Source organism: Chengkuizengella marina, assembly GCF_009910845.1.
Taxonomy (GTDB): domain Bacteria; phylum Bacillota; class Bacilli; order Paenibacillales; family KCTC-33759; genus Chengkuizengella; species Chengkuizengella marina.
Map to the genome: position 1 here is coordinate 39,503 of NZ_SIJB01000013.1, position 25,582 is coordinate 65,084.

Here is a 25,582-nt window from a genome sequence, read left to right on the forward strand (position 1 = left end):
CATGATCACTCGTGATTATCATAAAAATCCGTTTATTGTGATTTGGGAATTAACGAGAGCGTGTGAATTAAAATGTCTACATTGTCGGGCCGAAGCACAATATAAAAGAGATCCCAGAGAGCTTTCATTAGAGGAAGGGAAAAGATTAATTGATGAAATTTATGATATGGATAATCCTTTATTAGTGTTTACAGGAGGAGATCCACTTGAAAGAGACGATGTATATGACATAGCAGAATATGCTATACAAAAAGGTGTAAGAGTGTCAATGACACCTAGCGCTACCCCCAATGTTACAACAGCAGCAATTAAAAAAGCTAAAGATGTTGGTTTATCCCGATGGGCTTTTAGCTTAGATGGTCCTAATGCAAGTATTCACGATCATTTTAGAGGTACAAATGGTTCTTTTGACTTAACTATGAAAGCGATAGAGACGATAAATGAACTAAATTTACCTCTTCAAATCAATACTGTTGTTTCAAATTATAATTTACATGTATTGGAAGATATGGCTCAATTAGTTGAAGAATTAAACTGTGTCTTGTGGAGTGTATTTTTCTTAGTTCCAACGGGAAGAGGAAAGATATCTGACATGATTACACCAGATCAACATGAAGAGGTTTTTCAATGGTTGTATGAATTAAGTAATAAAGTATCTTTTGATATAAAAACAACAGCAGCCCAGCATTATCGCAGAGTTGTAATTCAGAATAAACAAAAAGAAAAAAATCATCAAAGGGATAACATCCATTATTCCCAATCGATAAGAAGTGGATTGACGGGCACGATAGATGGTTTAGGACGTGCTCCTAAAGGTGTAAATGACGGGAATGGATTTGTCTTTATCTCCCATATCGGAGATGTATATCCTAGTGGATTATTACCTATAAAAGCTGGAAATGTAAGAGAAAGCTCATTATCAAAAATTTATCGAGAATCTAAAGTCTTTCAACAATTACGTGATCCTAACCAATATAAAGGAAAGTGCGGGGTTTGTGAATATAGATTTGTTTGTGGTGGATCTAGATCGAGAGCCTTTGCCATCACAGGAGATTATTTAGAAAGTGAACCTTATTGTACGTACGTTCCTCCTAAATATAGTTTAAGCAAACGTTAATTTATTATTTTGTCATTCATTTTTTTAAGCTAGTAAATTTAAATTCCTTTTAAGTATATAGTGTTTGTTTCATGTATGATGTGACAACTCTCTATATTTGGAAGGTTTTTTTATATATTCAACATTTAATTTGTTCATATTCAGTTCATATTTATAATTTAAACTATTTTATGGCTAGTCATTTGTACATAGACTAGGTTAGCGTATCTCTGATTAAAATTTCTATAGTGAGTTAACAACATTTTTCAATAAGCAGTGAGAGTGGAGAATCATTGCATAATTTTTGTTTATCGAAGGGAATGTATAGAGAATATGAAAAAAAGTATCGTTATATTGTTAGCATTATTACTGGTTGCTGGCTGTTCGGCAGGAGGAGGTGCTCAAAGCGGTTCTTCCGATGAATTGGTGAACTTACCTAAAGTTGCCGTTGAGATTGAAACCATCAAAAATGGGGATATACAAGAAAGTAAAAAATTAATCGGGAAAATTGAATCAGCATCAGAAATACAGGTGTTTCCAGACATCGCAGGGGAATTAATTACTCTTCAAGTAAATAATGGGGATCAAGTTGAAGCGGGTCAAGTATTAGCTGTGTTGGATGGAAAAAATCAAAAGGATAATTTACAGCTTGAGCAAAAATCATATGAAAGTGCAAAGCAACAATTGGAAAATGCAAAACTGACGAGAGCTCAAGCAGCTCAAAGATTACAAGATGCACAAACTAATGAAGAAGGAACTTCTTCATCTGATTTAGATATAGAGAATTTAACAAATGCGTTGGAAGATGCAAAGACAAATCGGGAAAGGTTAGAACGTTTGTATGAAGAAGGTGCAGTTTCTTTACAGGATCTAGAAAGAGCAAAGCAGCAAGAAACACAAGCTCAAATCTCACTTGAAAAGGCACAATTAAATACAGGGAGTAATATTGAACAATTACAATTAGATTTGGAAAAAGCAGAGGTTGGTGTTCAGCAAAGCCAAATTGCGTTAGATCAAGCTCAATTAAGATTATCGCAAGCTCAGCAGAATGTGAATGACACTACTGTGTATGCACCTATTTCTGGAGTAGTAGAAGGCTTAGATATTGAAGTAGGAGAAAATGTATCCGTTCAACAACCTTTGTTGACAGTAACAAATGTATCTGAATTTATTATTTCTACACAAATAACTGCTGAACAAAAAAGACTGGTGCCACTCGGAACAGAAGTTGAAGTACATTCATCAATGAAAGATGGGTATAAAGCAGAAATCATTTATGTAGCACCAACTAGAAATGATATTGGTTTATTTGATGCAGAGCTGCGTTTTATTGAAACAGACAATCAATTAACTACAGGCGAAATTGTACAACTTGTTTTCAGTAACACGTTAGTGGTAGATGAAGTTTTAGTTCCTACACATGCGATCATTCAAAAAGGGAATGAAGCTTACGTATTTGTAGCAAATGAAGGTAAGGCAGTTAAAAAAGATGTTGAAATTTTAAGTATGCAATCAGAATGGACTGCTGTGAAAGGTGATCTTAAGGCAGGAGAAGAACTTATAGTCAATGGACATAAGCTTGTATCTGATGGAATGCTTATCATGCTGCCAGGTGAACAACAAACATCAAATAACAGTTCTTCATCTGAAAAAAAACCTACTGATGATGAAGCCGTAACTTCATCAGACGAAAAAGTTGATGAAGAGACAAAGAAAGAAAATTCTGATGATAATGTAGCCGCTGGAGGTGGCAATTAATGCATCTTATAAAAACAGCGGTACAACGACCAGTTAGCGTTATTATGCTGGTTATCTGCGTGTTGATTATTGGGACGATCTCATTACGTAATATACCCATTGATCTTTTTCCAGAAGTTGAAGTGAATGTAGTGACGGTTCAAGCTTCTTATCAAGGTGTATCTCCTCAAGAGATGGAAAAACTCGTTACAAGACCATTAGAGGAGCAAATCGCATCGTTAAATGGAGTTGAATCTATAAACTCACAGTCAAGTGCAGGATTCTCTTTTATTCTTGTTGAGTTTGCGACAAGTATTGATTTAGATCAAGCTGTGACTGATTTACAAGAAAAGATAAATAAAGCGGCACTTCCAGATGATGTTGAAACTCCTAATGTTTTAAAGTTTGATATTAATAGTCAGCCCATTATTTATTTAGGATTAACAGGTAAAGACACTACTACTCTAGAAAGTATTGCTGATGATTTATCGGCAAATTTTGAGAAACTTGAAGGAGTTGCAGCGGTTGAAATTACTGGTGGGACAGAACGAGAAATTCAAATTACACTTGACCCCATTTTACTTGAACAGTATAACCTAACTGCAACAGATGTAGTTAATTCAATAAGAAATAAAAACTCGGCTGCTACTGTTGGTGAAGTATTGCAAGGTGATACCGAGGTACAAGTTAGAGTGGATGGAGAATATGACACATTAGATGAAATTAGAAACACAGCTATTCCACTTCAAAACGGAACAACGATATCTGTGGAAGATGTAGGTGTTCTAGAAGATACGATTAGTGATACACAATCACAATCTATAATTAATTCTGAACCTGCAGTTATACTATCAGTTTCTAAACAATCTGGAACTAATACGATAGAGATAAGCGATTTAGTTCTTGCTGAAGTAGAGAGTATACAGAATGAACTTAGGGAAGGTGTTGAATTAGAAGTTGTATTTGATACTTCTACTTTTATTAGGGATTCTATAAGTGGTGTTGTAGTAAGTTTACTAGCAGGTGGATTTTTTGCAATCTTAGTCTTGTTATTTTTCTTAAGAAGTATTAGAGCAACTGCAGTTATCGCTTTGTCTATTCCATTTGCAATAATCTCTACTTTTATTCTAGTAGATCGTTTTGATCAAACACTAAACATTATTACTTTATCAGGATTAGCTTTAGGGATAGGTATGATGGTGGATAGCTCAATTGTCATATTGGAGAATATCGTGAAGTACAGGCAAAAGGGTATGGATTCTAAAGAAGCTGCAATTAAAGGTGGAAGTGAATTAATTTCTGCAGTAATAGCCTCTACAACTACGACTGTTGTCGTCTTTGTCCCTATGATTATTATTGACGCAGGAATCCTAACACAAATATTTTTGCCATTAGCGATGGTTGTTGCCTTTGCATTACTTGCTGCATTACTTGTTGCACTCACTTTGGTTCCGATGTTAGCTTCGGGTTTTCTTAAAACGAATGCTCATGAAAAATTAGCAAAAGAAGCAAAATGGATGCAGTTTATAAATGGAATCTATAATAAGCTTCTTAGGTGGAGTTTAAGACGTAGATGGGTTGTTATTTTATCCACTTTTTTAATTATAGTGGTTAGTCTCTTTTCAATTGCATTATTGAATATCACTACCTTTCCTTCTTCTGGTCAAAACCAAATTCAATTAAGTGCAGGATTTGATGACGGTGTAGAATTTTCAGTGGTACAAGATTACGCAGATCAAATTGATAAAGTACTGAGCAAATATGAGGATAATATTGATATTCAATATACAGAAATAAGTTCTACAAATATTACTACAATAATTCTTTTAATAGATGAGAGTGAAAGAGAAATAAATAATACAGATATATCAAAGGCAATACAAGATGATTTAAATTCATCCATTGTAGGAATTGAAGTAAAAGCTGTACAACAAATGAGTACTGTTGGTGGGTCAGATTCTGATATAAACGTATCCATATCTGGACCAGAACAAGATGTGCTTGAAACATTAACGGAACAAGTAGATCTATTATTATCTGGTATTTCATCTATTGAAAATATTGAGGTTCCTGGGTTAAGCGGTCAGCCTCAACTTACAGTTACAGTGAACGATGATTTGGCTGGGCAGTATAATTTAAGTCAAGGGCAAATCATGAGTCAGTTAAATGAAACGTTTAAAGGAACAACCGCAACTAAATTCCGTGAAAACGGAGATGAATTTGATGTTATTGTTCAATTACCTGAATCTGAAAGAGAGACAATTGAATCTTTAAATGCATTCTTACTGACCACACCTACCGGAGGACATGTACCATTGATCTCAGTAGCAACGATTGAACAAACATTAGGACCAGTTTCAATTCAACGTGTGGATCAGAAGCAGGAATACTCAGTTACAGCTGATATGGTTGATGGAGCAGATGTGCGTGAAGTTACTGCACAAGTAGACCAGGTATTATCTCAAATTCCAGTGCCTAAGGGATATGATGTGACTACTGGAGGGGTACAAGCGGACTTTAACGAATCAGCAGTAGATTTATTGCTTATACTTGCACTTGCCGTATTCCTAGTTTACACTGTGATGGCTGTTCAATTTGAATCATTCTCATATCCGTTTATCGTTATGTTTTCATTGCCAACAACGATTGTTGGTGTTATATTTGGACTATTAGTAACAGGCACTGAGTTAAGCTTCCCAGCACTAATTGGACTAATTGTATTAGCTGGGATTGTGGTGAACAATGCCATTGTTTTAATTGATTATGTTAATCAGTTAAAACGCAGTGGTAAAGAAAGAAATGAAGCCATAATTGAAGCAGGAAACAGTCGTTTGAGACCTATACTCATGACAAGTTTCACTACAGCATTGGGAATGTTGCCTATTGCCTTAGGAATAGGTGAGGGTAGTGAAACACAACAGCCGATTGGAGTAGTAGTCATATTTGGTTTATTAGTCTCAATGACTTTCACCTTATTATTGATACCAGTTATGTATACAATTGTCGATGATGTAAGCCGTAAATTTACTGGCATTTTTCGCAGAAAAAATAAAAGCACAGAACCTAAAGACCAATCAGTAGTGAGTAGTTAAGGAGAGGTGAAACCAATGAAAAAAAGAATTTTGATTGTTTGTTTAGCATTAGCCATTCCAACAGTGACAGCACTAGCAAGTGAGACAGTGAGACTATCTGTTTCTGAAGCGGTGGATGAGATACTAGAAAAAGACACTAGTCTAGAAAAGTTTGAATTAAATGAAGTCAAACTAACTAGTGCAGCAAATGCATTTATGGGTAGTTTCTCTGATGAGTTGGAAGATTTACAGGAAGTTCAGCAGGAATATGCTGAACATTCTACTCAATGGGGAGTTGAATATAAAGCTTATTCATTGCTTTACAATTATTTGAAATTGGAAGAAACAGTGAAATTACAAGAAGAGAATTTAGAAATTACTGAAAAAGATCAAAATATTGTAGGTATGAAATATGATGAGGGATTGGCTTCAAAACAAGATCTTATCCAAGCCGAGATGAGTGTATCCAATGCTAAATTTTCTTTAGAATCTACGAAACAAAGTTTAAAATCTTTAAAATATGAATTGAATCAAATGCTTGATCAGGATTTAAAAACAACCTTGAATATAAATGAACTAGATGAAATTACTCGTCTTAAGTCTTCTGAATATAACGCCGAAAAAATTGCTGATCAAATGAAACTTGGTCATGAATCTCTTTCGTATTATCGCTTTGTAATGGATACGTATGAAGAAATTATTGAAGAGTCTGAGGATCTTACGGGTTATGGTAGTTATGCTGGTCTTATAGGAAGTTTGGAGGCAGAGGTTTCAGCTTTACAAGAAGCAATCGATAATTACCCATATGATGATCCTGTTAACCCTACTCCTGAAGAAACTGAAGCAGTAGATGAATTAAAAACTCAAAAAAGTGCTAAAGAAAATGAAATTTCATATTATCAAAACTTAGCAAATAACGACAGAAGAAAAGCTGAAGATGATATCCAAGAATATTATGAACAAGAAAAAGACAAAGCTCAGTTAGATCTGTTTGATCAAATGGATTTATTGGAACTAAAAGCTTATCAATTCGCAGATGAGTTTGAAGTTTCTCATTTAAAACTAAACACGCTAGAAGATAATGTTAAAAAACAAGAAGAATTATATAAAATGATGCAGCTGCGTTTTGATGAAGGTTTTATTACAGCTACAGATTTAGAAAAAAGTCGTGTAGGTGTATTAAATGCCAAAGTAGAATTATTAAATGCTGAAATTGACTACGCATTATTAAAAGAAGAATTTGAACTTTTTAAAGAAGGATTTTTACCATAAATTAAATATAAATTTATGAATGATTTGAGTTTAATATAGTTTGAAGAAGCACTGGAAATAATTCCAGTGCTTTTTTATGTGCGTCCAGCCATGGGCATAGAATGAAAAAGTGAAGGCAAGATCTGAGGAACACGAACTTCATTAAAGGCTAGGCGGGGTGAGTTCCTTTTTGACAATATGTTGATACTGAAGTGTGTATAATATTGAAAAATTTTGGATTTCTATTTGTTTTCTGATTAAGAATTAATTTTAACGATGACTCATAGACTCAATGGTACAAAAATTCTATCAGATACCATTGTATAAATAACATTAATATATGATTAAATATATTCATTTTATTCCTCAAATATTATGTTGTAATATTATGTAGAGATTTGGAACTAATACACAAAAATATGAAGGAGGTGTTTAATTGAAATATAACATATTAATTTTGGATTTATTTTTGCACATCTGTTACAATTATTCTTACTCTAGGAGGAAATATTTATGAATAACAAACATTTAAGAAAAATATTGGTATCTGTACTAACATTTGGAATGATTTTTTCTTTGTTTAATCCAGTATTTGCCCAGTATGCAGGTTCATCTCATGATCATGAGGTTCCTAAACCTCACCCCCAAGATTATCCTGAAGTCTCACTAATTGATTTTTTTGACTACGATTTTGAATCCAGGGCTAAAGTAACTGAACAGTCAAGAGATATAATAGAAATCTGTATTTCATTAATGTATTCTGAAACGGATGTTATATATTTAGATAAAGATAAAGAAGAATTCTTAGATCCAAAGAAGGTTGTGTGTGATTCCATTTTGAATAAAAATTGAAGAAAAAGTATAAGTTGAAAGATGATTTAAAATTAAAAAGCCGTGATTTTTCTGAAAATTGTAGAAAAATCACGGCTTTTTATTGAATAATAATAACCGCAATTAAGTTTAGAATATATCCTTCAGAAAGCAAATATTCTCACCATCTGGAAATGATTTAAATCTATAATTAGAAGATTTTTGAAGATTTTCCATCTAAAGAGTATATATAAATGTAATTAATAAAAATATAAAAACTTTTCATTTTATTCTTTCATAGATGATATAGTAATATTTTTTTGGAAGGAGGCGCATTAAATCTTTTTAAAAGACTAATTAGACAATTTTTCATCAATAAGAAAGGGGTAACATGACTAACAAAATTTATAGGCAACAGTGCAACAGTTGAAACCAGTTAAAATTCTGATAATTATTATTAAATTTAATATTAAGTATTGAACTAATTGATATGTTTTATATATTTTTAATAAGGAAGTGACTAGATTGTTAAGATATAGAACAATACAGAGAATGATGTCGTGGGTACTTATTTTTACAATGTTATTTAGTAGTTTCAATGTGATTGCAGCAACCAGCGATGGGACTGAAGATCTTATCACTGAGGATACTACTCAAACCTCACTAGGTCAGAATCACACAGTGGCCTTGTCAAGCAATGGAACGGTATATACGTGGGGAAAAAATAATTTTGGTCAGTTGGGAAACGGGACTGATGACGGTAAGAATGTACCAGTACCGTTAGATGATTTTGCTAACGATGGTGAAGATATTATCCAAGTGTCTGCAGGAAGTTCTTATACTGTGGCCCTATCGAGTGATGGGACGGTGTATACGTGGGGTAAAAATAATTTTGGTCAGTTGGGAAACGGCACTGATGACGATAAGAATGTACCAGTACCGTTAGATGATTTTGCTAACGATGGTGAAGATATTATCCAAGTGTCTGCAGGAAGTTCTTATACTGTGGCCCTATCGAGTGATGGAACGGTGTATACGTGGGGTAAAAATAATTTTGGTCAGTTGGGAGACGGGACTGATGACGATAAGAATGTACCAGTACCGTTAGATGATTTTGCTAACGATGGTGATGATATTATACAAGTGTCTGCGGGTGGTTATCATACTGTGGCCCTATCAAGTGATGGAACGGTGTATACGTGGGGAATGAATATTTTTGGTCAGTTGGGAGACGGCACTGATGATGATAAGAATGTACCAGTACTGTTAGATGATTTTGCTAACGATGGTGAAGATATTATCCAAGTGTCTGCAGGAAGTTCTTATACTGTGGCCTTATCGAGTGATGGAACGGTGTATACCTGGGGATCGAATAATGATGGTCAGCTTGGAGACGGCACTGCAATCAACAAAAATGAACCAGTAGAAGTTAATTTCGATGCAGAAGCTTTCATTGATCAAGTTTCTGCGGGAAGTTTTCATATGACAGCTCTGACGAGTAAGGGAAAGGTATATACATGGGGATGGAACTCATATGGTCAGCTAGGAGACGGCACTGCAATCAACAAAAATGAACCAGTAGAAGTTAATTTCGATGCAGGAGTTACTATTAAACAAGTTTCTGCGGGAGTTGCTCATACAGCAGCTATATCGAGTGATGGAACGCTATATATATGGGGTAAAAATGATTTTGGTCAGTTGGGGCTTGGAGAGAGTGCTAATGGAAAAGAACTTACTCCTAAAAAAGTTTCTTCTCTGGATCATACGCCACCTTCTGTGGAAGTGGAAATGATAAACGCAGATAATTCAACCTACGAAGATGATAAATGGACCAATCAATATGTGCATGTGAGCTTAACAAGTGATGAGAGTGAGGTTAGCTTAGAATGGCAACATGAAGATGATGGTTGGCAGGATTATGTGGAACCTTTGGAAATATCGAAAGAAGGAACTCACAACTATAGTTTCAAAGCCACAGATGTAGCTGGGAATGTAAGAGAAGAAACTCGAACAATTAAAATAGATAAAACTGCATCAGAACTAACCATTACGATGAAACAAGCAGATGGCTCAAACTATGAAGACAATACGTGGACGAATCAAAACGTGAATCTAAGTCTTTCATCGAATGAGGGTGCTGAAATATCATATCTCCATGAACATGAACCGGATGTTTGGCAAAGCTATAGAGAAGGGGACATTATACGAATAGAGAAAGATGAAACTCACACAGGATCTCATAACTATACTTTCAAAGCCACAGATAAAGCTGGGAATGTAACAGAAGAAACTCGAACGATAAAAATAGATAAAGTTGAACCAGAACTAACAATCACGATGATAAAAGAAGATGAGACAATCTATAAGGATGATACCTGGACGAATCAAAACGTGACTCTAAGTGTTTCATCGAATGATGACTTAGCTAAATTAGAATGGCAACATGAAGAGGATGGTTGGCAAGATTATATAGATATTATAAAAATAGAGAAAGATGAAACTCACAAAGGAACTCATAACTATAGTTTCAAAGCAATAGATGTGGCAGGGAATGAAACAAGAGAAGTTCGAACCATTAAAATAGACAAAACAACATCAAAGAAAAAAGAAAGAACGAGCAACCCAACAAGCAACCCAGGAACTTCAAATGATCAAGATACAGTAGAAGAAACAAAAGATGAAACTTTAGAAGAAATAACAGTAGAAGAAAAGACTACTGAGCAAAAATTTGAAGAACTGAAAACATTAAGCATCTTTAGTGGTTATACAGATGGTTTACCTCATTTAGAGGATCATATGACAAGGGAACAAGCAGCAAAAATTATCGTCTTACTGTTTGGATTAGATTTATCACACTCATTTGAAGAAGCTCACTTTACGGATGTGGATAAAGAACTTTTGTCCTATAAATATATAGAAGTAGCTTATAAAGCAGGAATTATAAATGGAATAGGAAACGATCAATTCAATCCGAATAGAAATGTAACTTCCGAACAGTTTATAAAGATGTTAGTCGCAGGATATGCCTACGTGAAAGGGGTAGAAATCGATCAGACCAGGGAGATAGATTCTAAAGATGTAAGTGGCTGGGCTGAGAAATATGTGGCAGCGGCACTTCACTGGGGATTGGTAGAACAACAAGAGAATTATAGGTTGCCAGCAATACGTGAATTATTAGTTGAAGGGGCGTATACAACGTATGAAGCATTGGAGCGAGAATAATCAAGTTATAAGATGTAAAATAAAAGTAGTCATCTTTTTTGAAGATAAATAAATCAATTCATTTCCTTCAGGCAATAGAAGAATTTGTCTGAGGGAAATGAATATAACTCACATTCCAAAATCTTCATCTATTTTTTCAATCATCAAAAGTTTAAAATAAAAAATAATACGATACGCAATATTAATTTGTTATTTACAACTAACTAACTAAGATTGCTGTCTTTAAATAGTTAGTTGATTTTTTGATGAAAATTGGAAGATAGAACTAGACATTTAAAATATTTACACTGATCGTGGGAGAATCATATATGAATCGTTATTGTTTTGTTTATGGGGTTATATTTGTTTATAAGAAGGAATGAATCAAAACTATCAAGCAGTTAATTCATCTTTTTTTATGGAGGTACAACTTAATGACATATTTGCAACTTGAAATATTAATGAAAGTTATTGAATTAGGATCATTCACACGTGCTGCAAAATTCCTTCATTTAACACAGCCTAATATAAGTCATGCGATTTCAGGACTTGAAGAGGAATTAGGGTTTACTTTATTGATGAGGGGGCGTAATGGGGTGTATTTAACAGATATAGGAAAACGATTGTTTCCCTATATCCAAAATAGCCTTGATCATTTTGAAATTTTGAAACAAGAGGTAGCAACCATAAAAGAATTGAAAGTTGGGACATTGAAGATCGGCTATTTTCCTACTTGTCCTACAAATCTTGTCTCTAAGATTATCAGAGCCTTTAATAACTTATATCCAGGAATAGAAGTGGACATACAACAAGGATCTAGTGAAGAAATCAACCATTGGCTGGAATCAGGAATTATTGATACTGGGTTTGTTATCCTACCTAGTAAAGATTTTGATACTGTCCCTCTCATAACAGATCATTTAAGTGCATTTCTTCCAACTACTCACCCATTAGCATCAGAATCTATAGTTTGTGCTGAGCAGCTCAGTTTTGAGTCCATTATTATGCCAAAAGGGGGATGTGAAGTTTACATTAAGGATTTTTTTAATATTAGTGATTTAGACGTTGATATAAAGATTGATGTATCGGATATAAACACAATTCTTTCTTTGGTTCAAGAAGAAATGGGCATTACGATTTTACCTAAAATGGTTTTACCACAAAACTTAATAGGAATTCAAGCTGTTCCTTTGAGTCCTCAGATACAAATCGAAATTGGTTTAGCAGTTCGTTCCTTTAAAAACATGTCTCCAGCTGTTAAAATTTTTATTGAGGAGGTATCTTCTAACATATCATTGTTTAAATGTAGTAAGTTTATAGAGTTTTTAAAACAGACTTTGAATCAAAATGAAAATTTTTCTAAATGAGTTCTTAAATGAAATCTCTGGGTTTATGCTTATTCATGCGGAGATTTTATAGGGATTTCAAATGTTCTTCTAAGAATACGAGACAATTAGGTAATATGGAAAAACATTTTAAAAATTCTATGTTTTCCAATGGATATTAACTCAGGTTTCCAAATCAAAATATAGAGTCAGATTCTTCTAAGTAAATCTCGTGAGAGATTTGACCCCACTTTCTTCTTGGGAATAGAATCAATGTTGTAGGGCAGTTTCTCTCCTCTATTTAGTTTACCTTGAGCTTATTTACTAATAGACTTGTCTAATTAATGGTTTATTTACTCTTTCCTAAAATATATTGTTAGACTTTTGCTTATTTACTATAAATTATTGAAGCCCTCAGCTCCACTTTCATGTCTTTCAATACGTCGAGGATAAGAAATTTGAATTCCATTTTTGTTTAATTGTTTAAGTAGTCCTTTACGAATTTCTTTAGCTGCTGTCCAATAATGCACATCTTTTACCATACTAATGACAGTATATTTTGCTCCTAATGCATTATTTTCAACGTCTGTAATCCCATATAATTGTGGAGGTTCCATAACTTCTCCTTTATCATCCAACAAAAATAATTGTTTTTGATTTGAGACAAGATCATGGGATACATCGTTGATCGCTTGTTCTATTTCTGATGGATCTATTTCATAAGGGACGGTTACATTAATAATCGCCCGCATTCGTTCACGATTATAGTTTTGACTGGTTCTGATTTCAGAGTTTTGAATAACAACAGAATGCTGTCCCCATGTTCGAATTTTGGTAGCTCGAAGTCCTACGTCTACGATTGTACCGTTAATCTCACCGTTATTAATGGAAACATAATCACCAACTGAGAACTGATCTTCAAAAATGATGAAAAATCCAGTGATTAAATCTTTTACTAACGTTTGTGCACCGAAACCAACTGCTAAACCCAGTACTCCTGCTCCGGCAATGATAGGCGCTACATCTAAACCTGCATTACTTAAAATCATTAAAATAGAGATGATAAATATAACATACTTTGTCAAAGAGAGTAATAGAGATTCTAGAGTATCTTTTTGCTTTTCTTGCATTCTTGAAATATTAATATCAAACACACGGTTAATGATTACTTTTCTCACTTTTAAAGCTAACCAAGTTAACCCAATAATAAGTAAAATCATAAGTGATCTTTGAGACAGCTCAATAAGCTGAGGTTCCCAAGTTTCCCAAGTAAAATAATCTTTAATTGATTGTATACTTATTTCAAACATTTTTCTCCCCCGTAGTAAAATTGTATAATTGCTAGATTCAATTGTAGCATATCAGTGAGCATTTCTTCAAAAATAAATCGAGATTTATATATTAAAAACCCCTATAAGAAAATGTCAGAACAAGTCCTTAAAGGGGGTGTTTTGTAGTTTCGTATATAAAATTATTGAGTTAATTTTTCCATCTCTGAAATGACTTCCTCAAACACACTCATCGCTTGACGAATCGGTTCAGGAGAAGACATATCCACACCGGCACGTTTTAAAATGTTGATTGAATAATCGCTACCACCACTTTTTAAGATGCCTTTGTAACGATCAACGGCAGGTTGACCTTCCTCTAATATTTGTTTTGAAAAACTTGTTGCTGCGGAGAATCCAGTTGCATATTTAAAAACATAAAAGCTAGAATAAAAATGTGGAATACGTGCCCATTCCATTTCGATATCTTGATCTACAGCCATTCCATCACCATGATATTTAACATTTAGATCATAATAAATTTCACTTAAATCTTGTGGAGTTAATGATTCACCAGCTTCTGCTTTCTCATGAATAATTTTTTCGAATTCAGCAAACATCGTTTGCCTGAAAACCGTTGTTCTAAATTGATCTGCATAATAGGTAAGCAAATACAATTTTTCTTTTTCGTCTGTTGTATTTTTCAATAAATGATCCATAAGTAGTGCTTCATTTAGAGTAGAAGCTACTTCAGCTAAAAAGATCGTATATTGTGCATCACGATATTTTTGGTTTTCATCTGATAAATACGAATGAATAGCATGACCCATTTCATGTGTTAAAGTAAACATACTGTTTAAGTTGTCTTTATGATTTAATAGCACATACGGATGAGTGCCGTATGCACCCCAACTGTAGGCCCCACTTCTTTTTCCTTTGTTTTCATAAACGTCAATCCATCCGTTATTAAATCCATCATTTAGAATAGCCAAGTAATCTTCACCTAATGGTTTTAAACTTTCAGCAACTTTATCCTTCGCTTCTTCAAAAGTGATTTCCATTCTAAACTCATCCACTAATGGTGAAAATAAGTCATACATGTGTAATTCATCTACTTTTAACAACTTCTTACGAAGCTCCATATAACGATGCATTAAAGGTAAGTGTTCATGGATTGTGTCAATTAGATTTGTATAAACTTCTTTTGGAATGTTATCTCCATAAAGTGCCATGTCTAAAATTGAAGGATATTTTCTTGTTTTTGCATAGAAGTTATTCTTATTGATATTGGCATTTAAAGTTGCCCCAATAGTATTTTTATGTCGATTGTAAGTATCGTACATTGCTTTAAAAGCACTTTTACGAACCTCTTGATTGTCACTTTCAAGAAATTGAATGTAATTTCCATGGGTAAGCTCTACTTCTTTACCTATATCATTTTTAATTTTAGGAAAAGTTATATCCGCATTGTTTAACATACCAAAAATGTTTTGAGGTGCTTGCGATAAGCTTCCTACTTGAGCCAAAATTGCTTCTTCTGATTGTGAGAGAATATGTGCTTTTTGACGTAACATTTCTTCTAAAGTACGTTTATAATCACTTAACTCTGGATTATCTATAAATTTTTTTAATTGCTCATCAGATAAACTTAATATTTCCGGGGTAATAAAGGATAATGAGCCATTAATTTCTACGCTTAATTTTTGCGCCTTATCAGATAAGGCTTGATAGGTAGATTCGGTTGTATCTTCATGGTGTTTCAAGTTGGCATAAACATAAAGTCTTTCTGTATGTAATGAGATGTCATCTTCTAGAGCAAAACATTTTTTTATGTTAATAGCATCTGTAAGTTTACCTTGAAATTTCTTAATTTCTTTTACTTTCTTTTGAACTTCTTTGTATTCAGCATCCCAAGTTTGTTGGTCTTTAAACATATCTTCTAGTTTCCATTTGTTTTCTTCTGAAACTTCAATTCTTTTTAATACTTCACTCATGGGACTCCTCCTATGATTTTTATCATTTTTATTGTTTTTCGCATAATTCATAGATGAAAATAATGGTACTATTGTTAAGATAACAATCATCACAAATAAGGTCAAACGTTTCAATTCAATCACACCCCTGTAATTCTATATCAATTGACAAAGTTTTGATTAGTATGACCTTTTCTAAATGATATTATGATTTCATGATATGTGATATTAATGATATTATGATCTTTCTAGTTATCCAAAAAATGACATCACTAATAAAACAAAGGAACATATAACCATAAATAAAGCAAAGAGAGCTAAATATTTACGAATAGGCTGTGAGATCGTGTCTTTCTTTAGAATTAACACCAATGCAAGAGCAAAGGATACGATGATAAAAATGACTAATGATTCTGTATTTTCCATTACTAAACCGCCTTTCTTTTAATATAAGATCTTATAAATTATTAAAATTCCATATTAAAGAAAATCTTTCTCAATCCACAATGTATCCGTTTAGTGACAGATCTTTATATAAGTTTGTTATAAACAAAATTAGTATCATTATATCAGAAAACATACAGAAAAAGACCGAAAGAATTGATTCCTTCGGTATCGTGCTAGCTGCCTCAAAAACAAATTTTTTTGGATTGCATCATGTAGCAAGTTTCCCTCTGTTTTTCATTCTACCTGCTATGATTACTCCTATAACAATTACAGTGATGAACGCCCATTTGATCCATACATTTTCTTCAAAAAAAGCTTTAAACCAAGTCTCATCAGTAATCATTTTACCAGCCGTAAAGGCAAGAACTCCTGAACCTATATATATAATGACAGGATAGCGTTCGATAAATTTTAAAATAATCGTGCTGCCCCACACAATAAAAGGAACACTGATCATCAATCCGATAACAACCATTAAAAAACTTCCATGTGAGGCACCCGCTATAGCTAATACATTGTCTAAACCCATTACAGCATCGGCAATAATTATGGTTTGGATCGCTGACCACAAGCTTGTCCCCGATTTTACATTGTCATGTGATTTTTTTTGTGTTAATAATTTAAAAGCAATCCAAATAAGTAACAGTCCTCCAATTAACAGTAATCCAGGGATTTTTAATAACCAAACAACTAATAATGTTCCTATTGCTCTAACGATAATAGCACCTGCTGTTCCCCAGATAATGACTTTTTTTTGATGCTCTTTAGGAACATTTCTTGCTGCTAAGCCAATGACAATGGCATTATCACCAGCAAGTACTAAATCAATGATGATGATACTCAATAGTATTGTCCAAAAATCTGGAGTAAAGAGTTCCATGTATAACACTCCTTGAAACTTATTTCTATTGCAATTTTAGTTTAATGCCTAAAAATTGTTTTGGTCTTTGTTATAAGGTATTAAAGATTAGTCTATCCAAAAAAAAAACGATCATCTACCTAAATATATGGTAATGATCGCTAATGATATTGTCTTCATACAAATTTATTTATTTAAATTTCTTTAAATTTTTCAATCATTTCTTTTCTTTCTTCTTCTGAACCTTTAAAATTTTCTGGAGAAAAACGTTTATTCACCCAATCCATTAGAGCAGGTCTGCTTAAAAAATCGTGTGTATCTTCACCCCATTGATCAGAAATTTCACGTAATATGATATGTCTGCCATTAACTTCTACATTCATCATATTCCATTTATCTTTTTTATAAATTTGATGTTTTTTTATCATAGATATATCTCCATTTCTAATAAGCTTGAGCCATTATTATATCATGATTGATTTTTAAATGCATACTTTGGATTTACAAAAAAATGGAATAAAACTTACTCTTTTAATCTAAAACAATTTACATTTTTAGGCGGAGAAAAAGCAGTAGGATGGGAAATACATATTGAAAATTGGAAATTATAACTGTATAATTGACTTAATCGTCTTAGGTGACGAAACACTTTTTATGTTTTATGGAGGTATGCAATTTGAAAGGTTCAGTTAAATGGTTTAACGCAGAAAAAGGTTATGGTTTCATTCAAGTTGAAGGTGGAGACGATGTTTTTGTACATTTCTCAGCAATTCAAGGTGACGGATTCAAAACTCTAGATGAAGGTCAGGAAGTTGAATTCGAAATTACTGAAGGTGACCGTGGTCCTCAAGCAGCTAACGTTGTTAAGTTATAAGTAATGTTAGGAGCTTCGAGGAAGGCGTTTTATTCCGTTAGTCACTTTAAGTGAACATATAATTACTTAATTAAAAGTATGGAAAGAGTGAATAGCCGGATGCAGCTCATCAAAAGAGCATAAGTCGAAGCCATGCTTATATAGTATACAATGTCATAGCGAAAAAAACAGCTTTGAATATTTGTTCATAGCTGTTTTTTTGTATTTCATTTTTTGGTTTAGTTTTATACGGAAACATCCCTTTTTTTGAATACATACTGTGAAATAAAAATAAACAAAACAAAATAAACAACTAAAACTCCAATGGAAAAGCCTAAACTCATTCCTTCAAATACAGGTTCATTTCCGTTTAAATATTGTCTTAAATCTGTATTTGAATACAAGAAATACTTTCCAAGTTCATAATCTTTTAGAACCAAAATATCTACCACTATATAACTAAAAAAGTGGATCATAAAGGACAAAATGATTGCTAATACATTACTTCTAAAAATGGATGAAATCATGAATGAAAACGTAATCGTCATGATCAATTCAATACTTGTAAATCCATAGTTTTGTAAAACAGAGATAAATGAAATTTCACTATTTGCTGTTGATTTTTCGAAGAAAAGGAATCCAATAATAATGGAAGAGACGATATTTAATAACATTAAAAAAGCAATGTATAATAAAATGGCTATATATTTAGAAGTTAATATTTTACTTCTATTAACAGGCCTTATTAATAATAACTTGATGGTTCCGTTTGAAAACTCAGAAGCAACAATACTTGAAGCAAGTACAATAGCATAGATGGTAATAATGGAAGTAAGGTAACTGCTAATCTCAGCAAAATGAATCCAAGTAAACTCAGTGTCTCTTATAACTAAAGCCATAAGTAATTGTATAATCACTAACAGTCCTATCATTACCCAGGTTTGAACTTTTTTATATATTTTCATGTTTTCATTTCGTACAAGATTAAGCAATTTTATTAACTCCTTTATAACTTCAATATTCTTTATCTAGTTAGACTAACAACGATATCTAAAAAAGTAACTAGTTTGTTATTTCTAAAAATTGATCTTCCAATGATTTAGAAGTTGAATGAATACTGTAAACTAAAATTCCTTCTTTTACCAAAATCATATTGATACTAGGAACTTCTTCTCGGTTCAATCGTAAAGCAAATCCATTTTCAGATAATTGTATATCGTAATCTTTATAATGTTGTTTTATTAATTGCAATGCTTTTTCTGGTTGATCTACTTCGAAAACAACTGTATTTTGTTGATCATTTGAATACTCTTTTAGAGTCTTTACATCTATGATCCTTCCTTCTTTAATAATAGCAACACGATCACACATTAACTCCATTTCTGAAAGTAAATGACTAGATACAAGGGTTGATGTCCCTTCATTAGCAAGAGTTCTTAAATAATCTCTTAATTCTCGAATTCCAGCTGGATCTAATCCATTTGTGGGTTCATCTAGTATAAGGATTGAGGGTTTATGTAACAACGCTTGTGCAATGCCTAAACGTTGACGCATTCCTAATGAATATCTTTTTACCTTATCATGAATACGATCTTTTAAACCAACAAGCTCAGTAACTTCATCGATACGAGCATTGGATATACCAGGAATCATTCTAGCATAATGAATTAAATTTTGATATCCTGTTAAATATTTATACATTTCAGGATTTTCAACAATTGCTCCAATGGAATGCATAGCTTTTTCAAAGTTTTTTGAAATACTGGTTCCATTGATGATAATGTCTCCTTCGTTTATTGACATAAGGCCAACGATCATTCGGATCGTGGTTGTTTTCCCTGCACCATTCGGTCCTAAAAATCCATAAATTTCTCCTCTATTTACACTAAATGATACTTGATCAATAATCGTTTTATTGTTTAATTTTTTAGTTACATTCATTACTTCAAGTACAGTTGATTGTGTCAAAACATGATACCCCCGTGACTTCAAGATTTAAAATTTCGTTATATTAATTTTAATTGAAATTGATAAAATAGATAGTACTAATTATATATAGTACTTTTTATTCACATAATTAACAGTATTAAAACCTTTAGTTTAATACAAGGAACAAAATAAGTAAGATCTGTGAAATTCAAAAGATTCAATCGCATCTAGTCTTATTTTGTATTATAATGATAAGAAATAATTTTGACAAAGTATATGTGGAGGTAAGTTTTGAGTCTATTAAAAATAAAACAAGCGATGGCCCCAAGTTATCCTTTGAGTTTGATGTTTAGGGTCTATCGTTATGTCTTACCTGAAGTGAAAGCTCAACTTAAACAATGGAGAGAAGTTGCAGAACAAATTCCAAATGATGAGTTAAAAAAACAAGCAATTAACAGCATGACAACGAAGCAGTTTCATTGTCAAGGTGGTTCAGTTTATGCTGTTGCAAATTTACCGCAACGACATGTGCTTATTCCACTCATTGTCGCTTTTCAAACGATTAGTGATTATTTGGACAACCTTTGTGATCGTAGTGTTTCTATGGATGCTGATGATTTCCGTTTGTTGCATCAATCAATGTTAGATGCGGTAGATCCTTCTGCTTCATTACAAAACTATTATGCCAATCGTACGGATCAAAATGATGGAGAGTATTTACATCAATTAGTGAAAACTTGTCAATCTTGTATATGTTTATTGCCAAAATATGATTTAGTAAAACCTTATGTAAAAGAATTAGTATCATATTATTGTGATTTACAAGTTTATAAACATATTAGGCACGATTTGCGTGAGGATCAATTATTACAATGGTGGGCATCATATAGTCATTCTTATCCAAATTTACAATGGAATGAATTTGCAGCAGCTACGGGTTCGACTTTAGGTGTTTTTATGCTATTTTTAGCTGCAACAGATGAAAAGTTGAATGTTGAAACCGTTCAAAACATTCGAAAAAGTTATTTCCCACATATATGTGGTCTACATATTTTATTAGATTACTTGATTGATCAAGAAGAAGATGAAAAGGGCGGAGATCTGAACTTTTGCAGTTATTATGAAAGTAATGAAATCACTATTAACAGAATTGAGTTTATTTTTGAAGAAGCAAAGAAAGGTCTGCATCTATTACCAAACTCATCCTTTCATCAAATGATCATTGAAGGTCTGCTAGCTCTTTATTTATCAGATCCAAAAGTCAAGAACCAAACTGAAGTGAAATTGATTTCAAAAAAATTAATGAAAAAAAGTTCATTTATGCGATTATTTTTTTGGATGAATAGTGTGTGGATTAGAAAATTAAAGTAATAAACATACAAGGAGGAATATAACATGACAGCAGTAAAATCTATAGCAGTACTAACAAGTGGTGGAGATTCCCAAGGAATGAATGCTGCGGTTCGTGCAGTTGTACGCAGTGCATTATTCAACGGTTTAGAAGTATATGGTGTTCAAAAAGGATATACAGGTTTGATTAACGATGACATTCGAAAAATGGATTTAAGAAGTGTTGGGGATATCCTCCATCGCGGGGGGACAATTTTACAAACAGCAAGATGTTTAGAATTTAAAACTGAAGAGGGTCAAAAAATTGCAGCTGAAAATCTTCAAAAAAGAGGGATAGATGGTCTTGTAGTTATTGGTGGAGATGGATCATATAAAGGTGCACAAAAATTAAGTAAACTTGGCATTAAAACAATGGGATTGCCAGGAACTATAGATAATGACATCCCATTTACTGATTTTACAATTGGTTTTGATACGGCAGTTAGCATTGTTGTAGATGCCATTAATAAATTAAGGGATACAATGACTTCACATCAGAGAGCTTCTCTTGTAGAAGTTATGGGTCGTTCCTCAGGGGATATTGCTTTGTATGCTGGACTTGCAAGTGGAGCAGAAACGATTTTAGTTCCTGAAATCCCATTTGATTTAGAGAAGGTTGCAGCAAGAATGGAAAACAATTTTGCGCATGGAAAAAGGCACAGTATTATTGTATTAGCTGAAGGTGTAGGAAAAGGAGAAGACTTTTGTAAAATAATCTCCGAACATTGCGGAATGGAACCAAGAGTTACTGTATTAGGACATATTCAAAGAGGTGGGACACCAACTCATAATGATCGTATACTTGCAAGTCGTTTAGGGGATTTTGCAGTAAGTCAATTAATGGCAGGGGATTCTGGAAAAGCATGCGGAATTATAAAAAATGAATTAGTGGCAACAGACATTGATACTGTTGTATCTACTAAAAAGGAATTTAATCATGACCTATTTGAATTAGCTTTACGCTTGTCAAAGTAGTAAACTAAGCAATGGAATAATTGAGTAAGATGTTCAAGGAAGTAGGGGATTTATGTTTTTATATAAGCTAGAAATTCAATTGGAAGATCAGTTGACTTATTTAGTAGTCATCGCTGAATCAGATGAGAAAGCTTTTGATTATGCAGAATCTTCACTTGCTGTACATTTTGTGAAAATGCCAAAAGTATTAGAGAGTTGTATCGTTGAAAAGAAACGTTTAAATAAAGGTTCCGGTTATGTTATAGAAACAAAACAATAGAGATTGAACCACTGTTTGGCAATTCGGTATTCGAACATTCTGATTCAACAACTACCTCTGGTTTCCCGTAAAGCTCGCCAATTGGCGAGTTTCTTTAATTACTTAAAAAAATGATATCAAAACTTATAACCCTCAAATACTTTCAGTCCTTCTTTATTTAATATATTTGCTGCTACCTTAGGTTGATTAGGGCTTTTTTGAAATATTTCATTGCATGATATCATAATGTTACTACCTGATATCTTTGCAAATTGTTCATATGAAACACTATAAACCAATTTTCCTAAACTTGACCAAACCATAGCTCCAGAACACATTACACAAGGTTCACAACTACTGTATAAAGTATATTGACTCAAGTCTGATACTTGATTTTCAGAACAATATTTACTTATAAGGCCAATTTCTGCATGATAAGTAGGATCATTAAAATGATTTGTTTTATTCTCACCAGTCATAACGATTTTATTTTGTTGAACTAAAATGGCTCCAAATGGTTGATTTCCATTTTTTCTAGCTTCTAAAGCAATCTCAATTGCCTTTCTCATATAAAATTGATCATCCATGTTTGAACTCCTTTTATTTACTTTTTTTATATTATTACTTAAAACAAAAAAACCATCCAAAGGACGGCTATAAGGATTATTCAAATACGCTTAAAAATTGTTTGGTACGTTCCTCTTTTGGATGATTAAATATTTGATCTGGATGTCCTCTTTCTATTATATAACCACCATCTATAAAGATAACCTCATCAGCTACATCCTTTGCGAAACGCATTTCATGTGTGACAACAATCATCGTCATCCCTTCTTTTGCAAGGTTTTCCATTACTCTTAAAACTTCACCCACAAGCTCAGGGTCAAGTGCTGAAGTCGGTTCATCAAATAACATCACTTTTGGTTCCATTGCCAAAGCTCGTGCAATCCCAACTCGTTGTTGCTGTCCACCCGATAATTGAAACGGATAGAAGTCTATCTTATCTGCTAGACCTACTTTCTGAAGGAGATCTTCAGCTCTTTTTCTTGCTTCAGATTTTGGAATTTTTTTCACAGTAACTGGACCTTCCATTACATTTCCTAAAGCAGTCATATGGGGAAATAAGTTATAACTTTGAAATACCATCCCAGTTAAAGAACGAAATTGTGCAACTGATTTTTTAGAAACAGGTCTTGAAAAATCTAAAACATTTTCATCTATTTGTATTTTGCCTTCTGTAGGTGTTTCTAATACGTTTAAACATCTTAAAAAAGTAGTTTTACCTGATCCAGAAGGTCCGATTAAAACCACGATTTTACCTTTCTCTATGTTGAGGTCAATTCCTTTGATTACCTCTAGTTCACCAAAGTTTTTTACTAAACCGTTTATACTTATCATATAACTAACTCCTCAAACTTACTATGAAATAAATCTTTCTAATCTATGTTCAATTTTATTTTGGAACAGAGACAATATAAAACAAATAACCCAATAAATAATGGCTGCTTCTATATATAATAATAAAAAATTATATTCTTTTGCTGCAATTTGTTGTGCTTTACGAAATAATTCCGTTACAAGAACCAAAGATGCTAATGAAGTGTCTTTCACTAAACTAATGAATGTGTTGGACAGTGGAGGAACAGATACCCGAGCTGCTTGTGGTAAGATGATTCTTTGTAAAATTCTAGTATATGACATTCCAATAGAATAACCAGCTTCCCATTGTCCTTTAGGTATAGAAAGTATAGAAGCTCTAATAATTTCTGATCCGTATGCTCCTACATTTAAAGAAAATCCAATAATGGCTGATGGGAATGGATCAAGTGTAATTCCGATATTTGGTAATCCATAAAATATAATAAACAACTGGACCAGTAAAGGTGTGCCTCTAATAATAGAAACATAGATCCTCGATAAAGTTTGTAAAAACTTAATGGTAGAAATTCTTGCAACTGCAGATAGAACAGCCAAAGTTAATCCAATCATAAATGAAATGATGGTTAATGGAATTGTGTAGTACAAAGCTCCCTCCAATAATGGAATTAGGGAGCTTTCTGCTAAGTTATACAATTCAGTGAATTCCGAATTTATAAACGAATTATTTAGATACATCTTCACCAAACCATTTCATTGAAATTTCTAAATATGTGCCATCTTCCATCATCTCTTCAATTGCTTTGTTGATGGCTTCTACCAATGTCTCGTTTCCTTTTCTTATCAAAATACCACTGGGTGATTTCTCTTCAACAGTAGGAATGACTTTGATGTTTTCTTCACCTTTTTGATTTATATAATCCAACACGGTTAATCGATCATTTAACGTGATATCTACTCGATTTGATTGTATAAGTGATATAGCTTGTGTAAATCCTTCCACAGGTTCAATAACAGCACCATATTCAAGAGCTATACTTTCATAGTTACTCGTTAAAGATTGTGCAGAAGTTAATCCTTTGATGTCCTCAACACTATTGACAGCATCATTATCTGCTTTTGTTACAATCACTGCAGAAGAAGTAATATAGGGAATTGAAAAATCATACTTTTCTTGACGATCTGCTCTAATTCCTACTTGATTAGCTATGATATCAAAACGTTTAGCATCTAATCCTGCCATAATACCATCCCATTGTGTTTCCAAAAACTCGGCTTCAACTCCTAAACGATCTGCAATTTCACGAGCAATTTCTACGTCAAACCCTGTCAATTGACCACTATCGTCATGGAAAGTAAATGGTGGATATGTACCCTCAGTACCTACTTTTAAAACACCACTTTCTTGAATGTTCGCTAGTAAGTCTGTTTGTTCTTCAGATGGAATCTCATTCTCCTCTGTGGATTCATTATTTTCATCTGATTGTCCACAAGCTGTTATTATCATTGCTATAATGGTAAGAAAAGATAATACGATTGTCATTCTTTTTTTCATTTTTTTTTACCCCCATATGTTAAAATTGAAATAAATTTTTGAATATGTTCATACATCCATTTATATAAAACTTGTTAGGATAGAACAATAACCCAAACCATACTATAACACAGTTGGTTTAGATATGAAACTTAGTAACAAATATGTTGATAATTTATCACTGAATAAAAAAGTTACCGAGTTTTTATATTCTCGGTAACTTTTAGGTTTCTATACATTATAAATGAA

The 25,582-nt window shown here is 32.9% G+C and carries 22 protein-coding genes; 11 read left to right on the top strand and 11 right to left on the bottom strand.

Annotated elements, in window-relative coordinates; genetic code table 11:
- Nucleotide 1: 1 nt before the first annotated feature.
- From ERL59_RS05405 to ERL59_RS05435, 7 genes are all read left to right on the top strand, one after another.
- Nucleotides 2-1,117, top strand: coding sequence for a TIGR04053 family radical SAM/SPASM domain-containing protein (locus ERL59_RS05405; protein ID WP_160645170.1), 1,116 nt, complete (start codon nt 2-4; stop codon nt 1,115-1,117).
- 312 nt (nt 1,118-1,429) lie between these two features.
- On the top strand, nt 1,430-2,854 hold the full coding sequence (locus ERL59_RS05410) for an efflux RND transporter periplasmic adaptor subunit (RefSeq protein WP_160645171.1): 1,425 nt from the start codon (nt 1,430-1,432) through the stop codon (nt 2,852-2,854).
- Entirely contained in the window at nt 2,854-5,925 is a 3,072-nt protein-coding gene (locus ERL59_RS05415) for an efflux RND transporter permease subunit (protein WP_160645172.1), read from the top strand. Before ERL59_RS05410 ends, ERL59_RS05415 begins: the two co-directional genes overlap by 1 nt.
- Before the next feature lie 15 nt (nt 5,926-5,940).
- Complete coding sequence (locus tag ERL59_RS05420; protein ID WP_160645173.1) at nt 5,941-7,176, top strand: TolC family protein; 1,236 nt, start codon at nt 5,941-5,943, stop codon at nt 7,174-7,176.
- Nucleotides 7,177-7,668: 492 nt separating this feature from the next.
- Entirely contained in the window at nt 7,669-8,007 is a 339-nt protein-coding gene (locus ERL59_RS05425; protein WP_160645174.1) for a hypothetical protein, read from the top strand.
- Nucleotides 8,008-8,490: 483 nt separating this feature from the next.
- The gene (locus ERL59_RS05430) at nt 8,491-11,187 is read left to right on the top strand and encodes an RCC1 domain-containing protein (protein ID WP_160645175.1); all 2,697 of its coding nucleotides are present in this window, start codon (nt 8,491-8,493) and stop codon (nt 11,185-11,187) included.
- Between the two features lie 413 nt (nt 11,188-11,600).
- Nucleotides 11,601-12,533, top strand: coding sequence for a LysR family transcriptional regulator (locus ERL59_RS05435; protein ID WP_160645176.1), 933 nt, complete (start codon nt 11,601-11,603; stop codon nt 12,531-12,533).
- A gap of 353 nt (nt 12,534-12,886) precedes the next feature.
- On the opposite strand, the gene ERL59_RS05440 is transcribed toward ERL59_RS05435, so the two are convergent.
- From ERL59_RS05440 to ERL59_RS05455, 5 genes are all read right to left on the bottom strand, one after another.
- Nucleotides 12,887-13,801 carry a mechanosensitive ion channel family protein gene (locus ERL59_RS05440; protein ID WP_160645177.1) on the bottom strand — a complete coding sequence of 305 codons (915 nt, stop codon included), beginning with the start codon at nt 13,799-13,801 and terminating at the stop codon, nt 12,887-12,889.
- Between the two features lie 161 nt (nt 13,802-13,962).
- Complete coding sequence (gene pepF / locus ERL59_RS05445; protein ID WP_160645178.1) at nt 13,963-15,753, bottom strand: oligoendopeptidase F; 1,791 nt, start codon at nt 15,751-15,753, stop codon at nt 13,963-13,965.
- Between the two features lie 231 nt (nt 15,754-15,984).
- A complete protein-coding gene (locus tag ERL59_RS20690) occupies nt 15,985-16,158 on the bottom strand; it encodes a hypothetical protein (RefSeq protein WP_201763482.1) in 174 nt (57 codons plus the stop codon).
- Between the two features lie 229 nt (nt 16,159-16,387).
- Nucleotides 16,388-17,059 (bottom strand): TerC family protein, encoded by a 672-nt coding sequence (locus tag ERL59_RS05450; RefSeq protein WP_160645179.1) that lies wholly within the window; start codon nt 17,057-17,059, stop codon nt 16,388-16,390.
- Nucleotides 17,060-17,232: 173 nt separating this feature from the next.
- Entirely contained in the window at nt 17,233-17,466 is a 234-nt protein-coding gene (locus ERL59_RS05455) for a hypothetical protein (protein ID WP_160645180.1), read from the bottom strand.
- A gap of 233 nt (nt 17,467-17,699) precedes the next feature.
- Between ERL59_RS05455 and ERL59_RS05460 the strand changes: the two genes are divergently transcribed.
- Nucleotides 17,700-17,912: a cold shock domain-containing protein gene (locus ERL59_RS05460; protein WP_201763484.1), complete on the top strand. Its 213-nt coding sequence runs from the start codon at nt 17,700-17,702 to the stop codon at nt 17,910-17,912.
- 224 nt (nt 17,913-18,136) lie between these two features.
- Here ERL59_RS05460 and ERL59_RS05465 read toward each other — a convergent pair whose 3' ends face one another.
- Nucleotides 18,137-18,883: an ABC transporter permease gene (locus tag ERL59_RS05465; protein WP_160645182.1), complete on the bottom strand. Its 747-nt coding sequence runs from the start codon at nt 18,881-18,883 to the stop codon at nt 18,137-18,139.
- Between the two features lie 70 nt (nt 18,884-18,953).
- On the bottom strand, nt 18,954-19,832 hold the full coding sequence (locus tag ERL59_RS05470; RefSeq protein ID WP_160645216.1) for an ABC transporter ATP-binding protein: 879 nt from the start codon (nt 19,830-19,832) through the stop codon (nt 18,954-18,956).
- A 333-nt stretch (nt 19,833-20,165) separates the two neighbouring features.
- Between ERL59_RS05470 and ERL59_RS05475 the strand changes: the two genes are divergently transcribed.
- The 3 genes from ERL59_RS05475 to ERL59_RS05485 are packed head-to-tail and all read left to right on the top strand — an operon-like array spanning nt 20,166 to nt 22,443.
- Nucleotides 20,166-21,191, top strand: a complete 1,026-nt coding sequence (locus tag ERL59_RS05475) for a tetraprenyl-beta-curcumene synthase family protein (RefSeq protein WP_160645217.1) — start codon at nt 20,166-20,168, stop codon at nt 21,189-21,191.
- Nucleotides 21,192-21,215: 24 nt separating this feature from the next.
- Nucleotides 21,216-22,184 (top strand): 6-phosphofructokinase, encoded by a 969-nt coding sequence (gene pfkA, locus ERL59_RS05480; RefSeq protein ID WP_160645183.1) that lies wholly within the window; start codon nt 21,216-21,218, stop codon nt 22,182-22,184.
- Nucleotides 22,185-22,236: 52 nt separating this feature from the next.
- The gene (locus ERL59_RS05485) at nt 22,237-22,443 is read left to right on the top strand and encodes a DUF3906 family protein (protein ID WP_160645184.1); all 207 of its coding nucleotides are present in this window, start codon (nt 22,237-22,239) and stop codon (nt 22,441-22,443) included.
- Between the two features lie 116 nt (nt 22,444-22,559).
- Here the strand turns inward: ERL59_RS05485 and ERL59_RS05490 are convergent, their stop codons facing one another.
- From ERL59_RS05490 to ERL59_RS05505, 4 genes are all read right to left on the bottom strand, one after another.
- The gene (locus ERL59_RS05490; protein WP_160645185.1) at nt 22,560-23,009 is read right to left on the bottom strand and encodes a nucleoside deaminase; all 450 of its coding nucleotides are present in this window, start codon (nt 23,007-23,009) and stop codon (nt 22,560-22,562) included.
- Nucleotides 23,010-23,085: 76 nt separating this feature from the next.
- Complete coding sequence (locus ERL59_RS05495; RefSeq protein ID WP_160645186.1) at nt 23,086-23,820, bottom strand: amino acid ABC transporter ATP-binding protein; 735 nt, start codon at nt 23,818-23,820, stop codon at nt 23,086-23,088.
- A 21-nt stretch (nt 23,821-23,841) separates the two neighbouring features.
- Nucleotides 23,842-24,537, bottom strand: a complete 696-nt coding sequence (locus tag ERL59_RS05500) for an amino acid ABC transporter permease (RefSeq protein ID WP_160645187.1) — start codon at nt 24,535-24,537, stop codon at nt 23,842-23,844.
- Nucleotides 24,524-25,354: an amino acid ABC transporter substrate-binding protein gene (locus tag ERL59_RS05505; protein WP_160645188.1), complete on the bottom strand. Its 831-nt coding sequence runs from the start codon at nt 25,352-25,354 to the stop codon at nt 24,524-24,526. The genes ERL59_RS05500 and ERL59_RS05505 overlap by 14 nt, the downstream gene beginning before the upstream one ends.
- Between the last annotated feature and the right edge of the window lie 228 nt (nt 25,355-25,582).

What these genes read in the sequence shown, in the direction of transcription:
- ERL59_RS05505 (WP_160645188.1), bottom strand. Translation starts at nt 25,354, where the DNA reads ATGAAAAAAAGAATGACAATCGTATTATCTTTTCTTACCATTATAGCA.
- pfkA (WP_160645183.1), top strand. Translation starts at nt 21,216, where the DNA reads ATGACAGCAGTAAAATCTATAGCAGTACTAACAAGTGGTGGAGATTCC.
- ERL59_RS05485 (WP_160645184.1), top strand. Translation starts at nt 22,237, where the DNA reads ATGTTTTTATATAAGCTAGAAATTCAATTGGAAGATCAGTTGACTTAT.
- ERL59_RS05460 (WP_201763484.1), top strand. Translation starts at nt 17,700, where the DNA reads ATGGAGGTATGCAATTTGAAAGGTTCAGTTAAATGGTTTAACGCAGAA.
- ERL59_RS05475 (WP_160645217.1), top strand. Translation starts at nt 20,166, where the DNA reads ATGTTTAGGGTCTATCGTTATGTCTTACCTGAAGTGAAAGCTCAACTT.
- ERL59_RS20690 (WP_201763482.1), bottom strand. Translation starts at nt 16,158, where the DNA reads ATGGAAAATACAGAATCATTAGTCATTTTTATCATCGTATCCTTTGCT.
- ERL59_RS05435 (WP_160645176.1), top strand. Translation starts at nt 11,601, where the DNA reads ATGACATATTTGCAACTTGAAATATTAATGAAAGTTATTGAATTAGGA.
- ERL59_RS05470 (WP_160645216.1), bottom strand. Translation starts at nt 19,832, where the DNA reads ATGAATGTAACTAAAAAATTAAACAATAAAACGATTATTGATCAAGTA.
- pepF (WP_160645178.1), bottom strand. Translation starts at nt 15,753, where the DNA reads ATGAGTGAAGTATTAAAAAGAATTGAAGTTTCAGAAGAAAACAAATGG.
- ERL59_RS05405 (WP_160645170.1), top strand. Translation starts at nt 2, where the DNA reads ATGATCACTCGTGATTATCATAAAAATCCGTTTATTGTGATTTGGGAA.
- ERL59_RS05455 (WP_160645180.1), bottom strand. Translation starts at nt 17,466, where the DNA reads ATGATAAAAAAACATCAAATTTATAAAAAAGATAAATGGAATATGATG.
- ERL59_RS05500 (WP_160645187.1), bottom strand. Translation starts at nt 24,537, where the DNA reads ATGTATCTAAATAATTCGTTTATAAATTCGGAATTCACTGAATTGTAT.
- ERL59_RS05440 (WP_160645177.1), bottom strand. Translation starts at nt 13,801, where the DNA reads ATGTTTGAAATAAGTATACAATCAATTAAAGATTATTTTACTTGGGAA.
- ERL59_RS05490 (WP_160645185.1), bottom strand. Translation starts at nt 23,009, where the DNA reads ATGGATGATCAATTTTATATGAGAAAGGCAATTGAGATTGCTTTAGAA.
- ERL59_RS05420 (WP_160645173.1), top strand. Translation starts at nt 5,941, where the DNA reads ATGAAAAAAAGAATTTTGATTGTTTGTTTAGCATTAGCCATTCCAACA.
- ERL59_RS05450 (WP_160645179.1), bottom strand. Translation starts at nt 17,059, where the DNA reads ATGGAACTCTTTACTCCAGATTTTTGGACAATACTATTGAGTATCATC.
- ERL59_RS05415 (WP_160645172.1), top strand. Translation starts at nt 2,854, where the DNA reads ATGCATCTTATAAAAACAGCGGTACAACGACCAGTTAGCGTTATTATG.
- ERL59_RS05410 (WP_160645171.1), top strand. Translation starts at nt 1,430, where the DNA reads ATGAAAAAAAGTATCGTTATATTGTTAGCATTATTACTGGTTGCTGGC.
- ERL59_RS05495 (WP_160645186.1), bottom strand. Translation starts at nt 23,820, where the DNA reads ATGATAAGTATAAACGGTTTAGTAAAAAACTTTGGTGAACTAGAGGTA.
- ERL59_RS05425 (WP_160645174.1), top strand. Translation starts at nt 7,669, where the DNA reads ATGAATAACAAACATTTAAGAAAAATATTGGTATCTGTACTAACATTT.